The sequence below is a fragment of the Tibeticola sediminis genome, assembly GCF_003843835.1.
In the GTDB taxonomy this organism is placed as follows: Bacteria; Pseudomonadota; Gammaproteobacteria; order Burkholderiales; family Burkholderiaceae_C; genus Tibeticola; species Tibeticola sediminis.
On the sequence record NZ_RKQL01000002.1, the window covers coordinates 137,884 to 151,267 of the forward strand.

10 protein-coding genes and 1 other RNA gene are annotated in these 13,384 nt (G+C 64.3%); 6 read left to right on the top strand and 5 right to left on the bottom strand.

Annotated elements, in window-relative coordinates:
• Positions 1-42: 42 nt before the first annotated feature.
• Positions 43-669, bottom strand: coding sequence for a response regulator transcription factor (locus EDC62_RS05600; RefSeq protein WP_124221430.1), 627 nt, complete (start codon positions 667-669; stop codon positions 43-45).
• Positions 666-3,212 carry a PAS domain-containing sensor histidine kinase gene (locus tag EDC62_RS05605; protein WP_211330930.1) on the bottom strand — a complete coding sequence of 849 codons (2,547 nt, stop codon included), beginning with the start codon at positions 3,210-3,212 and terminating at the stop codon, positions 666-668. Before EDC62_RS05605 ends, EDC62_RS05600 begins: the two co-directional genes overlap by 4 nt.
• A gap of 329 nt (positions 3,213-3,541) precedes the next feature.
• On the opposite strand from EDC62_RS05605, the gene aceE reads away from it, so the two are divergent.
• The 3 genes from aceE to lpdA are packed head-to-tail and all read left to right on the top strand — an operon-like array spanning position 3,542 to position 9,564.
• On the top strand, positions 3,542-6,259 hold the full coding sequence (gene aceE, locus EDC62_RS05610; protein WP_124221434.1) for a pyruvate dehydrogenase (acetyl-transferring), homodimeric type: 2,718 nt from the start codon (positions 3,542-3,544) through the stop codon (positions 6,257-6,259).
• Between the two features lie 24 nt (positions 6,260-6,283).
• Positions 6,284-7,669 carry a dihydrolipoyllysine-residue acetyltransferase gene (gene aceF / locus EDC62_RS05615; RefSeq protein WP_124221436.1) on the top strand — a complete coding sequence of 462 codons (1,386 nt, stop codon included), beginning with the start codon at positions 6,284-6,286 and terminating at the stop codon, positions 7,667-7,669.
• 14 nt (positions 7,670-7,683) lie between these two features.
• A complete protein-coding gene (lpdA, locus tag EDC62_RS05620; RefSeq protein WP_124221438.1) occupies positions 7,684-9,564 on the top strand; it encodes a dihydrolipoyl dehydrogenase in 1,881 nt (626 codons plus the stop codon).
• Positions 9,565-9,674: 110 nt separating this feature from the next.
• Here the strand turns inward: lpdA and EDC62_RS12985 are convergent, their stop codons facing one another.
• A complete protein-coding gene (locus tag EDC62_RS12985; RefSeq protein WP_170159023.1) occupies positions 9,675-10,235 on the bottom strand; it encodes a hypothetical protein in 561 nt (186 codons plus the stop codon).
• Positions 10,236-10,504: 269 nt separating this feature from the next.
• Between EDC62_RS12985 and EDC62_RS05635 the strand changes: the two genes are divergently transcribed.
• From EDC62_RS05635 to EDC62_RS05645, 3 genes are all read left to right on the top strand, one after another.
• On the top strand, positions 10,505-11,257 hold the full coding sequence (locus tag EDC62_RS05635; protein WP_124221444.1) for a DUF2726 domain-containing protein: 753 nt from the start codon (positions 10,505-10,507) through the stop codon (positions 11,255-11,257).
• Positions 11,258-11,600: 343 nt separating this feature from the next.
• On the top strand, positions 11,601-12,329 hold the full coding sequence (locus EDC62_RS05640) for a hypothetical protein (RefSeq protein ID WP_425469950.1): 729 nt from the start codon (positions 11,601-11,603) through the stop codon (positions 12,327-12,329).
• The gene (locus EDC62_RS05645; RefSeq protein WP_245968769.1) at positions 12,326-12,898 is read left to right on the top strand and encodes a FlgO family outer membrane protein; all 573 of its coding nucleotides are present in this window, start codon (positions 12,326-12,328) and stop codon (positions 12,896-12,898) included. The genes EDC62_RS05640 and EDC62_RS05645 overlap by 4 nt, the downstream gene beginning before the upstream one ends.
• A 53-nt stretch (positions 12,899-12,951) precedes the next feature.
• On the opposite strand, the gene ffs is transcribed toward EDC62_RS05645, so the two are convergent.
• An RNA gene (gene ffs / locus EDC62_RS05650) (signal recognition particle sRNA small type) lies at positions 12,952-13,048 on the bottom strand.
• Positions 13,049-13,053: 5 nt separating this feature from the next.
• The gene (locus EDC62_RS05655) at positions 13,054-13,245 is read right to left on the bottom strand and encodes a hypothetical protein (RefSeq protein WP_124221446.1); all 192 of its coding nucleotides are present in this window, start codon (positions 13,243-13,245) and stop codon (positions 13,054-13,056) included.
• Between the last annotated feature and the right edge of the window lie 139 nt (positions 13,246-13,384).

The following is a 13,384-nucleotide window of genomic DNA, read 5'->3' on the forward strand; positions in this document are numbered from 1 at the left end:
ATCAATGGGGCTTGCGCCGGCTACGGCGGGCGCAAGGGGAGGTCAGCTTTTGGCGCTCGACGGGCCCAGCGCGATCTTCAGCAGGTCGGCGACCGTGTTGGCGTTGAGCTTTTCCATGATGTTCGCCCGGTGCGCTTCAACGGTCTTGATGCTGATGCCGAGGTCGTCGGCGATTTGCTTGTTCAGCCGACCGGCAACGATGCGCTCGAGCACCTGCGCCTCGCGGCTCGTCAGTCGCGCCATCATGGCCTCGCGGGCGGCGCTCTGCTGTTGCGCCTCGAAATTCTGCTGCGCGGCCTCGAGCATGCGGTCGACGATGGCCAGCAGCGAGGCTTCGTTGAACGGCTTTTGGATGAAGTCGTACGCGCCTTTCTTCATCGTTTCCACCGCCATGGGAACGTCACCGTGGCCGGTGATGAAGGCCATGGGCAAAGGCGAGCGACGTTCGATCAGGCGGTCTTGCAGATCGAGGCCGCTCATGCCCGACATGCGGATGTCGACCAGCAGACAGGCGACTTCGCGCGGATCGTGCCGGGCCAGAAAGCTCTCAGCCGAGTCGAAGGCCTGCACGCGATAGTCTTTGCCTTCGAGCAGCCACTGCAGCGAGTCGCGCACGGCCTCGTCGTCGTCCACGACGTAGACCTTGCCTCTTCTCGGAATCAAACTCATGCAGCTTCTCCATCAGCGTCGGATGCGTCGGCGCCCTCAGGGACATGAACCGGTATCCAGAAGCTGAAACAGCAGCCGACGACGAGCTCGCCATTGTAGAGGTTGCGTGCTTCCATCCGCCCTTGATGCGACTCGACGATGGTGCGGCAGAGGTTGAGTCCGATGCCCATGCCCTCGGTTTTCGTCGAGAAAAACGCTTCGTACAGCCGATCGAGCACTTCAGGCGCAAGGCCGCGACCGCGGTCTTCGACCGTGAAGGACACGGTCGGCCGGCCATCGACTTCGCGCGCCGCAACCCGCAGTTCGACCACCCGATCGACCGGCGGGCGTTGCGCGGCGTCGATCGACTCGGCGGCGTTCTTCAACAGGTTGATCAACACTTGCCCGATCAGGATAGGGTCGGCCGAGATTTTGGGCAGGGGCTCGGCCAAATGCCGGTGCAGCCGCACGCCGCGTCGGCGGTATTCGATTTCGGCCAATTCGACCGCTTCCTCGACGATCGTGGCCACGTCGGCCGCCTGGCGGTTGGGCTCGCTGCGCTTCACGAAGCTCTTGATGCGCTGAATGATCTGACCCGCGCGCTGCGCCTGGCGGGCCGTTTTCTCGAGCGCGCCGACGAGGTCCTCGCTGCAGGGCTGGCCGGAGCGGATGCGGGAGATCATCCCGTTGCAATAGTTGTTGATGGCGGTCAGCGGCTGGTTGAGTTCATGCGCGACACTCGAAGCCATCTCGCCCATGGTGATGAGTCGGCTGGCCGCCTGTGCGCGTTCGGCCTGCGAGGCTGCGAGTTCCTCGGCGCGCCGGCGCGCGGTGATGTCGGTCGCAATGACCATTTGCGCCAGCCGCCCGTCGACCCAGGTCAGATAGCGCGAGCGCACCTCGAGCCACATGGCCAGTTCGGCGACGAAGACCTCGGCATTTTCCGACTCGGCCGCGGACAAGGCGTCGGTCGGCAGACCCGCAAGGCTGTCTTCCTGTTCGTGGTCGGCATCTCGGGGATTTCGGGCCGGCCGCCCCGCCTGCTCCAGCAGCGACAAATGCCCGTCGGATCGAGCGCCAAACCACAGCCGATAGAGCTTGTTGGCGAACAGCAACTCGGTGCCCCCGAGGGGGACGACCGAAACCGAGGCGTCGAGCGCCTCGAGCACCGCCGTGAATCGCTCGTGAGAGGCTTGCAACTGGTCGCGGATGCGGTTGGGCTCGGTGATGTCGGTCATCGAGGTCATCCAGCCGGTTTGTTTGCCGCTCGCGTCGATCAGCGGCGAGACATAGAGCCGCGCATCGAAGCGTGTGCCGTCCTTGCGTTTGACGCGAAACTGCACGCCCGATGGCGGAATCTGACCGCTCAGTTCCTGCCGCAGTAGGGATTCCAGCCGCTCGGTGTCCTCTTCCGGCCAGTAGGGGAAGGGCGCGCATCGACCGAGCAGGTCTTCCTCGGTCCAGCCGGTCATGCGGCAAAAGGCCGGGTTGACGTAGGTGATGCGGCCGTCGAGATCGAGCGCACGCATCCCCGTCAACATGGAGTTTTCCATCGCTCGCCGAAAGCTCGTCTCGGCGAGCAAGGCTTGCTGGGCCTGCAGCCGTCGGCGCGTGTGACGCCAGTTGGCGACCAGCATCCAAGCCGTCAGCGCACTGAGCGCACCGACCAGCCAAAACAAACCGCTGCCGACGATCCCCAGCGAAGTCCGCCAGGCCTGGGCGCGCAGCACCAGGCCGTTGCCCACCGGCGGCACCGGCAGTTCTTCCTGGTTGAGGCGTGCTCGCCAGGGTACGAGTCCGAGGGAACTGCTTCGGCTGGGCACGTTTTGCCCGGCAATGAGCTCGCGCCGAGCATCGAGCAGCGCCAACGCGTACTTCGAGGCGATGTCGTTGGGTGTGCCGTAACGCAGCAGGCTGTCGGGTGAGTATTCCGCCAGGATCGCGCCGGAGAACTTCTGCCCGTCGATCAGGGGGACCAGCAGGGTCAAGGTGCGTGCGTCCGCGGAACGGTCGGCCGCAGTCGCCCAGGCGTAGAGCGGTTGCTGCAACCGCTCCAGTGTTTCCAGGCTGTCGCGCAAGGGTCCGGGCGGCAAGCGTTCGCCAGCGACCCAGCGGCTGCCCCTGGCGAGGCTCGGCGTCGCGCGGCTCGCAAGGATGCGCCCGCGCTCGTCGATCCAGGTCAGGGCCTCGAGCTCCGGGTATTGCGCCACCAGCGCTTCGGCGCGCTGCATGAAGGCTTCGGGGTCGATCTCCCGATTGGCCGCGTCGCGCGCCAGCCGCATCACCTGCTCCTGCCGTTCGAGCAAGCGCAGCCGCAGGCGTTGCTGGGCATATTCGAGATCCCGCACCAGTGCTTCATGTTCGCGTTCCATTTCCTCGGCGCGCAAGTACCAAAACGAAACGACGATGGCCAGCAGGAACAGCAGAACGGCCGCGATCGGCGCGAGCATCGCGACGCGGTCTTGGCGACTGGGGGGTTGTCGCGTCCACCAGCGTCGCCACCAAACCAAGGGCGGTAGCTGCTTCAGGCGCAGGAAGCGGGGCGGTGAGAAAGCGGGGGGCATCGGCAAAGTGTACGAGGCCGGCATGCAGCCTGCTGAGGCCCAAATTTCACATTGCAGAAAACAAAAGCGTCATTTGAAATTGACGAAAAATTGTGGGAGACTAAGGCACCGCTGAATCAGTTCCCGCGATGGCGCGCGCCCGGCCGCGGGATGGGATGCGAGGCGCAAACCGAAGCCATAGCCGAAGCTTTGGCGAGGATTTGCAACGAAGCAGACCGCCCGCAGCCGGGATGCGCGACGCGCGGGGGACTGGTTCAGCGGTACCCTAACGCTCATTCGTCCGCACCTGCGCGCCGGTTTCGCTATTTCATCCAACGAGGAGACGTCCGATGTCCGTTCCACCCGCACCTTTGTCTCTGCCCGGCGCGTCCGACGCCGACCCCGGCGAAACCCGCGAATGGCTCGAAGCGCTGTCGGCCGTCATCGAGCGTGAAGGGCCCGATCGCGCCCACTTTCTGCTGGAAGCCTTGCTCGAGCACGCGCGCGAAAACAGCATCGATTTGCCGTTTTCGGCCAACACGGGCTACGTCAACACGATCGAGCCCGAAGAAGAGGAGCGCAACCCCGGCAATCTCGAGCTCGAAGGGCGGTTGCGCGCCTACATGCGCTGGAACGCGATGGCCATGGTCGTCAAGGCCAATCGGCTCAACCCGCCCGATGGCGGGGATCTCGGGGGGCACATCAGCTCCTTCCAGTCCCTCGCGCACATGCTGGCCGTGGGCTTCAATCATTTCTGGCATGCCGACGACACGGATGCCGGTGGTACGCACGGCGGCGACCTGCTCTACATCCAAGGTCACAGTGCGCCCGGCATTTACGCCCGGGCGTATCTCGAGGGGCGGCTGACCGAGGAGCAACTGCTGCACTTCCGCCAAGAGGTCGACGGTAAGGGGCTTTCGAGTTACCCGCACCCCAAGCTGATGCCCGAGTTCTGGCAGTTTCCGACGGTCTCGATGGGGCTCGGGCCACTGATGGCGATTTATCAAGCGCGCTTTCTGAAGTATTTGCACGCTCGGGGGATCGCCGACACCGAGCGGCGCAAGGTCTGGGCCTTCTGTGGCGATGGGGAAATGGACGAGCCCGAGAGCATGGGCGCCATCGGCCTGGCAGCGCGCGAGAAGCTCGACAACCTGATTTTCGTCGTCAACTGCAACCTGCAACGGCTCGATGGGCCGGTCCGCGGCAACGGCAAGATCATTCAGGAGCTCGAAGCGGAGTTCCGGGGCGCGGGCTGGAACGTCATCAAGGTGATCTGGGGCAGCAACTGGGATCCGCTGCTGGCGCGCGACAAAGAAGGCGTGCTTCGCCGCATCATGATGGAGACGCTCGACGGCGATTACCAGGCGTTCAAAGCCAACGACGGTGCCTATGTCCGCAAGCATTTCTTTGGCCGCGACCCGAGAGCGCTCGAGCTCGTCGCGAAGATGAGCGACGAGGACATATGGAACCTGCGCCGCGGCGGTCACGATCCGCAAAAGGTTTACGCCGCCTTCCATCGTGCCTACCACCATCGCGGGCAGCCGACGGTGGTGCTGGTCAAAACGGTGAAGGGTTATGGCATGGGCAAGGCGGGCGAGGGCAAGAACACCGCGCACCAGACCAAAAAGCTCTCGGACGACGACATCCGCCACTTCCGCGACCGCTTCAACATTCCGATTCCCGATTCGGAATTGCCCAAGATTCCGTTTTACAAGCCGGCCGACGATACGCCCGAAATGCGCTACTTACACGAGCGGCGCCGGGCGCTGGGCGGCTACCTGCCCAAGCGGCGCACCCGCAGCGACGAGCAGTTCACCGTGCCCGCGCTGGAGGTGTTCCAGGCCGTGCTCGAGCCCACGGCTCCCGGGCGCGAAATTTCGACCACGCAGGCCTATGTGCGCTTTCTGACCCAGTTGCTGCGCGACCAGGCGCTGGGGCCGCGGGTGGTTCCCATCCTGGTCGACGAGGCGCGCACCTTTGGCATGGAGGGCTTGTTCCGACAGATCGGGATTTACAACCCCGAAGGTCAGAAATACACCCCGGTCGACAAAGACCAGGTGATGTACTACCGCGAGGACCAGGCCGGCCAGATCTTGCAGGAGGGCATCAACGAAGCCGGCGGCATGAGCAGCTGGATCGCTGCGGCCACCTCGTACTCGACGAACAACCGCATCATGGTGCCGTTTTTCGTCTATTACTCGATGTTCGGCTTCCAGCGCGTGGGCGACCTCGCTTGGGCAGCGGGCGACATGCAGGCGCGCGGCTTTTTGCTCGGGGGCACGAGCGGCCGGACGACCCTCAACGGGGAAGGGCTGCAACACGAAGACGGGCACAGCCACATCCTCTCCGGGGTGATTCCCAACTGCGTGAGCTACGACCCGACTTTTGCGCATGAGGTCGGCGTGATCTTGCACCATGGGCTCAAGCGCATGGTCGAGCGTCAGGAGAACGTCTTTTTCTATGTGACGCTGCTCAATGAGAACTACGCCATGCCGGGCCTGACGCCGGGCACCGAAGAGCAGATCATCAAGGGCATGTATCTGTGCAAAGAGGGCCCGAAGCTCACGCCGCGCGTGCAGTTGCTCGGCAGCGGCTCCATCCTGCGCGAGAGTCTCGCGGCGCAGGAGCTGCTCGCCACCGACTGGGGGGTCGCCGCCAACGTCTGGAGCTGCCCGAGCTTTACCGAGTTGGCCCGCGACGGCCACGACTGCGAGCGGTGGAATCTGCTGCACCCGACCGAGACGCCGCGCGTGCCGTTCGCGACGCAGCAACTGGCGCCGCACGCGGGGCCCGTCATTGCATCGACCGATTACATCCGCAGCTTCCCTGAGCAAATTCGGCCCTTCATTCCCAAGGGCAGAAGCTACAAAGTTCTCGGAACCGATGGGTTTGGCCGCAGCGACTTCCGATACAAGTTGCGGGAACATTTCGAGATCGATCGCCGCTACATCACCGTGGCGGCGCTCAAGTCGCTGAGCGAAGACGGCACCGTGCCGGCTGCGACGGTGGCCGAGGCGATCCGCAAATACGGCCTGCAAGCCGACCGCATCAACCCGCTGCTCGCCTGAGCCTGCCACCGCAAGGAGATCCACATGGCATTGGTGGAAGTCAAGGTTCCCGACATCGGGGACTTCAAGGATGTGTCCGTCATCGAGCTGCTCGTCCAACCGGGCGACACGATCGCGCTCGATCAGAGCCTGCTCACCGTCGAGTCCGACAAAGCTTCGATGGAGATTCCGTCCTCCGTTGCAGGCGTCGTGCGTGAGCTGCGCGTGGCGCTCGGGGATCGGGTCAGCGAAGGCTCGGTGATCGCCCTCGTCGAGACCGCCGAGGGAGGGGCAGCCCCAGAGCCCGAAGCCGCGCCAGCCATCGCGGCCCCGGCGCAGCAGACAGCGGCGCCGCAGGCGGCCGTGGCCGCATCGACGCCCACGGCCGCGCCCATGCCCACATCGGCCGAGCGACCCGTCGAGCCCTTGATGCGCGCCGCAGCCCCGCTGGTCGCCGCGGTCGCGGCCGCCCCCGATGCGACGCGCCTGGCGAGCTTGCCGCACGCATCGCCTTCGGTGCGCCGCTTTGCGCGTGAACTCGGGGTACCGCTCGAAGAGGTCACGGGTACTGGCCCCAAAGGCCGGATCACGCTCGAAGACGTGCGCAACTTCAGCCGTGCGGTCATGCAGGGCCAGCTTCAAACCCGCGCGCAAGCCGAGCGTTTCGTGCAGGCGCAAGCAGCGTCGCCCGCCGTCTTGGCCGATTTGCTGCCCTGGCCGCAGGTGGACTTTGCGAAATTCGGCCCCGTCGAGCGCAAGGAGCGGCCCCGAATCAAAAAGATCAGCGGCGCCAACCTGCACCGCAACTGGGTGATGATTCCGCATGTCACCCACCACGAAAACGCGGATGTCACGGATCTCGAGGCGCTTCGGGTGGCGCTCAACCAAGAGCACGAGAAACAGGGCATCAAGTTCACCATGCTGGCTTTCGTCATCAAGGCGGTGGTGGCGGCGCTGCAGAAATTCCCGGAGTTCAATGCCTCGCTCGACGGGGACGCGCTGATTTACAAAAAATACTTCCACATCGGCTTTGCTGCCGATACGCCCAACGGCCTGGTCGTTCCGGTGCTCAAGGATGCCGACCGCAAGGGGCTGGTTCAGATCAGCCAGGAGCTCTCCCAGTTGTCGGCCAAGGCGCGCGAGGGCAAGCTCACGCCGGCCGAGATGTCGGGCGGGTGCTTCAGCATCTCGTCGCTCGGGGGCATAGGGGGCCGTTACTTCACGCCGATCGTCAATGCGCCCGAGGTCGCGATCCTCGGCTTGACCAAGACCTTCAGGGAGCCGGTCTGGAACGGCGAGGCATTCACACCGCGCCTGACTTTGCCCATGTCTTTATCGTATGACCACCGGGTGATCGACGGAGCGGCCGCCGCCCGATTTGCGGCCTACCTGAGTCAGTTGCTTGGCGATTTCCGCCGGGTTTTGCTTTGAGCGGGGAGCGTCGGATGGCACAAATCGAAGTCAAAGTCCCAGACATCGGGGACTTCAAGGATGTCGCGGTCATCGAACTGCTGGTGCGGCCGGGGGACCGGGTTGCGGTGGATCAGAGCTTGGTCACGGTCGAGTCGGACAAGGCTTCGATGGAAATTCCCTCGGGCCACGCTGGGGTGGTCACCGAGCTGCTGGTCCAGCTGGGCGACAAGGTCAGCGAGGGCACGCCTTTGCTGCGGCTCGAGACGGCTGCGGATGCCGGCGTAGGCCGGACGGCCGCCGAGCCCACAGGAGGGGGCGCGCTGGCCAATTTGGAGCAAAAAGCCGCGGATGCCAGCGAAAAAAGCTCTTCTGTAGCTCCTGAAAAAGGAGCGTCTGATGCGGTGGCGGCGCCCCCGGCACCGGCGGGCGCGGCACCCGAATCCCAGGCGGACTGCGATTTGCTCGTTCTCGGCGGCGGCCCTGGCGGCTACTCGGCGGCGTTCCGCGCGGCGGACCTGGGCTTGAAGGTGGTGCTGGTCGAGCGCTACGCCCAGCTGGGCGGGGTCTGCCTCAACGTCGGCTGCATCCCGAGCAAGGCTCTGCTGCATGTGGCGGCGGTGATCGACGAGACGCGTCATCTGGCTGCGGCCGGCGTCTCGTTTGGCGAACCCAGGGTCGACATCGACACGCTGCGTGCGCACAAGCAAAAGGTGGTGAGCAAGCTCAATGGGGGTCTCGCGGCCATGGCCAAGATGCGCAAGGTCACGGTCGTGCGTGGCTATGCGAGCTTCACGGGTCCGCACGAGGTCGAAGTCGAAGAAACCACGGGCAGCGGGCAGGACAAGACCGGGGTGCGGCAGCGCCTGGGGTTCCGTCGCTGCATCATCGCCGCGGGCTCGCAGGCCGTGCGCTTGCCCTTCCTGCCCGATGACCCGCGCATCATCGATTCCACCGGGGCACTGGAACTCGCGGGCGTGCCCGAAAAAATGCTCATCATCGGTGGCGGCATCATCGGCCTGGAAATGGGCACCGTCTACAGCACGCTGGGGGCGCGTCTCGACGTGGTCGAAATGCTCGACGGACTGATGCCGGGGGCTGACCGCGACCTGGTGCGGGTCTGGGAGAAGCTGAACAAACCGCGCTTCGACCGTATCCTGCTCAAGACACGCACCGTTGCCGCCGAAGCGACCGCCGAGGGCATTCGCGTGCAGTTCGAAGGGCTCGACGGCACCCAGAGCGTCGGGGTTTACGACCGTGTGCTGCAAGCGGTCGGCCGCAGCCCCAACGGCCGCAAGATCGGCGCGGAGCAGGCCGGTGTTGCGGTCAATGAGCGCGGCTTCATCCCCGTCGACGCGCAAATGCGCACCAACGTCGCGCACATCCACGCCATCGGTGACATCGTCGGGCAGCCCATGCTGGCGCACAAGGCGGTGCACGAAGGGCATGTGGCCGCCGAGGTCATTGCCGGCGAATTGCTCGGCGACCGGGCCCTCGCGGCGTCCACGTTCGACGCCCGAGTGATACCGAGCGTGGCCTACACCGACCCGGAGATCGCCTGGGTCGGCCTCACCGAAGACCAAGCCAAGGCCCAGGGCATCCCGGTCAAGAAGGGCCTGTTCCCCTGGAGTGCTTCCGGGCGCGCGATCGCCAACGGCCGGGACGAGGGTTTCACCAAGCTGCTGTTCGACGATCGCCCCGAAGCGCAGGGCCACGGCCGAATTCTGGGGGGTGGCATCGTCGGCACCCACGCCGGCGACATGATCGGCGAGGTGGCCCTGGCGATCGAGATGGGTGCCGACGCGGTCGATATCGGCAGCACCATCCACCCGCACCCGACGCTGGGCGAGAGTCTGGGCATGGCCGCCGAAGTGGCACACGGCTCTTGTACCGACGTGCCACCGCAAAGGAAGTAAGGCAACCCTGAATAAAGGCCCCGCGAGTGTGGGCCTCGGCACACGGCCGCCGATCCTCGGCGCGGCCTGTGTCGGGGGGGCACTGGGGCTGTCTCAGCCTGGCTGCGGGCTCAGAGCACTTTGAACAGCTTCTCGCGGAACCCGGGTAGGCGCTTGGCCCCGATGGTGCTGCTGGCGATCGTCTCGGCCCAGCGTGGGTAGACGCGGCGCACCTCCTCGACGGTCTTGCACGCGAAGATGGCCTCCAGCAGCGACAGACGCGTGTTGGGCTGGAAGATGGTGTTGACCGTGTTCATCATGAAGTTCCGGGCCATTTCGACATCCTTGGCGCTGCGCTCGGAGGGGTCGGGCAGCATGGCAAGGTCGTCCGGCTCAGAAGGACGGGTTGCCGGGGCCGGCGCCGGGCTGGCCGAGCGCGACGCCGTCGACGAGGAGGAAGTTGCCGCCCGCCCCAGCGAATGGATGCAGCCTTTCTCCCACAGCACGGTGAGGACGTCTGGCAGCGAGACGTTGCCCGCCAGCGTCGCGAGTTCGGCATAGCTCCGCTTGCCGTCGATCAAGATCAACACGCGACGCTCCAGGGGGGAGAGGCCGAGTTTGCGCGCCTGCATCTCCTCGGTACCGACAGGCGTTTTTCCGAGGATGGTCGATGTGAAATCCGCGGGGGTCATGTCGTCGAGGTAAGGCGGGTAAAGGGTTTTCCAAACAGACTGTAACTTTTGCAGGAATTATTCCCACTGGCGCTTGACTGCGCATCGTCGTTTTCCCGGTGTGCACGTCTAGGCATCTGGCCAACTTCTGGACGCTCCGGGCATGCGATATGTGGGAGGCCTGCAAAATGTGGCGCAAAGGCATTCAAACTGTGGAATATGTCCTCGCTCGATCCATCGCAATCCAATACAGTTGGTAACAACCCCGGCAAGGGGATGGAGCGGTGATCATGGGTCTCGATGGCGTTGTTTGGATTTCGGTGGTGTTGGCGTTGGCTGCGGGCCTGGGGGCCGGCGTTGCGCTGGCCCGGTGGCTGCAGCGTCGGACGGCTCGTGCGCCGCGTCGCTTGCCGCGCCACTGGCCGCTCGTGCCGCGGCTGCTGGCCAACAGCGAGGAGCGGCGCGTCTGGCGTTGGCTGGTTCGTGCCTTCTACGACCACCACGTCATGATCAAGGTGGCCGTCACGCGATTCACCTTGCCGCGCAAGGGCGAGGACGCACGGCAATGGTATGAAATCCTCAATGGTGTCTACTGCACCTTTACGGTCTGCACCGCGGGCGGGCAGGTTCTCGGCTGCGTCGATGTTCCAGGGCGCAAGGGCCTGTCCGAGTCGAACCGGCAACTCAAGCAAACCCTGTTGACCCAGTGCGGCATCGCGTATTGGATCGTGAACCCGGAGCGCTTGCCGACCATCACGGATATACGCACGGCATTCCTTGGCGACACCGGTGCCGCCATGACCCGCGCCAACGCCGCGGAAGGAGAGGCAATCAAGGTCGCCCGAGCAGCACTTCATGCCGCCGTCGAGCGGCAGCGGGTCATCCGTCAGAGTGAGATTTCATCCCTCGGTGGTTCCGATGAAGCCTCGGTCGCCGGCCCCCTCACTGCGATGCCCGAGGGAATGCCTGCAGCCCCGGTCGTCTATGCGCCTCAGGAAAATTCCTTCCTTACCCCGCTCGACAGCCGCAAGGCGGACTTGTAAGGCGACGCTGGACAAGTCCCCCGCGCGCCGCGCATCCCGTCTGCGGGCGGTCTGCGTCGAAAGCAATTCCTCTCCATAGCTGCGGCTATGGCCGCGGTTTGCGCCTCGCATCTCATCCCGCAGCCGGGCGCGCGCCATCACGGGAACTTGTTCAGCGTTGCCGTAACGATCGCGATGGGGCAGCCGCGTGGACCCTTGTGATCCTCTCTACCCGCAAATTTCGTGGGCTTGACGCCACCGTCTGTGCCGACGAGGGCGAACCGGCCATTTGTAACGGGTTTTTTTCTTGCGGGCCAGAGCAGCCGCGCGAATAATCGTGCAAGGTTCCCCTGAGACAACAGTTTTGAAGCAGGGGTTTTGGGACTACTCCCGTCACTTTGATGAAGAGAGGGGGCTTGTGTTGAAACACTTGCGTGCAATGACGGCTCTAGTGAGCCTCGGGGTGCTGGTGGCTGGATGTGCTACATCACCGATTCCTGTTTCGGAGAACTTTCCGTTGACGGTTCAGCCCAAAGTTCGGTCTGCGGGGCATTGGGGCCTGTTGTCCAAAGACATCGTGGCGCAAACCCTCGACACCTTGGATCGGGCTGGCGCTGGGGCATCGCCGCTTTTCGTGGCGACTCCGGAGAATGCCTCGACATTCGACACGGCCTTCCGTGAGTTCCTGATCAGCGAACTGGTGAAGGCCGGGAAGGTGGTCCAGGGCAATCCGACGGGCGCGCTGCAGCTGACCTACAAGGCTCAAGTCGTTCGTCACAACAGCCCGAGGCCACACTTTGTTCCCGGTCGTTTCACGATGATCGCTGCCGGGCTTTTTGCGGCATATGGGCTGCGGCACGAGCATCTCGACACCCAACTCGCCGGAGGGCTGGCCCTTGCTGGGATTGCCGACTACGTCGCGAGTGTTGATTCTGGTGGGCCCACTGCGACCGAGCTGGTGTTGACGACAACGGTCGCGTCGGGTGATCGTTACTTGACTCGAAAGACCGACGTGTATTACATCGAGGAGGCTGACGCAACCCTCTTCGCCGCGTTGCGTGCACCGAAGACGATGAAGGTGGTGGGGCCATGAACGGGAAGATGATTTTTCAAGGGACGCTGCTGGCCGTTGCGGCGCTTTCTCTTTTGGGAGGTTGTACGCCATCTCCGGTGGTTCGGTCCGAGCCGAGCTACGAGGAGGCTGCGGCGAGTAAATTCGTGGCGACGAATCGTGCGGCTGCGGAACAACTGATCGCGGGGCTTGATCGGCGGTCCTTGGGTGACGGCCCAGTCTTGGTTGCGACGATCGTCAATGTGAATGACCTGCGTCGCTCGGCCCCGTTGGGACGGACCCTGTCAGAACAATATGCTTCCAGCATCGCGATGGCGGGATTCGACGTCAAGGAGATGAAGCTCCGTGGCGATGTTTTCGTGAAAGAAGAGACCGGGGAATTGTTGCTCTCTCGCGAGGTGAAGGACATCGCCAGGAGCCACAGTGCCAGCTTCGTCCTGGTGGGAACCTATTCGCCGGCTGCGACCGTCACTTATGTCAGTCTGAAACTGGTGCGCACGGAGGACGGTCGCATTCTTCGCGCAACCGATTACGCTTTGCCGAATGATCGGGACGTGATGCGCTTGCTTCAGCCGCCTGTTCTTCGGTGACGGCATCGCGACTAAAAGAAAACCCTGCGTCGCACACGCAGGGTTTTTTGTTGGGTGACGAGCCTTGACCCCGGCACTGACTCCACAGTTAGGGCTGCTTGGTTCCCCACCTGACCCGGTTGGCTGCTTTGCCATGCGGGAAGGCCCGTCGTTGGCTATTCTAGTCGACGCAGCGCCTCCCGGCGGCCGAAGGAGAGTGTCAATAGGCCAAGCACTTCAATCCGCACGCGTTCGAGCTCGGCGCCTTGCGGCTCGCGCTCGAGACAGGCGCGCAGCCGCTGCGCGCGCGGGTGCAAACAACCCTCGAGGGCGGCGATGAGCTTGGGGATGTCCGACGCGGTCGTCACGGACGTCGGGCCAGGTTGGGTCGCTTGGGCTGGCAGGTCAATTGTGGGATGCATGCAATCCTCGAGCCGAGGAAGGGCCGGCAGTAAACGTTCCATCGGGATGGATGGTTTGACGCACTGCAGCATACTCTCGACTCGC

What these genes read in the sequence shown, in the direction of transcription:
- EDC62_RS12985 (WP_170159023.1), bottom strand. Translation starts at nt 10,235, where the DNA reads ATGACCCCCGCGGATTTCACATCGACCATCCTCGGAAAAACGCCTGTC.
- EDC62_RS05645 (WP_245968769.1), top strand. Translation starts at nt 12,326, where the DNA reads ATGAACGGGAAGATGATTTTTCAAGGGACGCTGCTGGCCGTTGCGGCG.
- EDC62_RS05635 (WP_124221444.1), top strand. Translation starts at nt 10,505, where the DNA reads ATGGGTCTCGATGGCGTTGTTTGGATTTCGGTGGTGTTGGCGTTGGCT.
- aceF (WP_124221436.1), top strand. Translation starts at nt 6,284, where the DNA reads ATGGCATTGGTGGAAGTCAAGGTTCCCGACATCGGGGACTTCAAGGAT.
- aceE (WP_124221434.1), top strand. Translation starts at nt 3,542, where the DNA reads ATGTCCGTTCCACCCGCACCTTTGTCTCTGCCCGGCGCGTCCGACGCC.
- lpdA (WP_124221438.1), top strand. Translation starts at nt 7,684, where the DNA reads ATGGCACAAATCGAAGTCAAAGTCCCAGACATCGGGGACTTCAAGGAT.
- EDC62_RS05600 (WP_124221430.1), bottom strand. Translation starts at nt 669, where the DNA reads ATGAGTTTGATTCCGAGAAGAGGCAAGGTCTACGTCGTGGACGACGAC.
- EDC62_RS05605 (WP_211330930.1), bottom strand. Translation starts at nt 3,212, where the DNA reads ATGCCCCCCGCTTTCTCACCGCCCCGCTTCCTGCGCCTGAAGCAGCTA.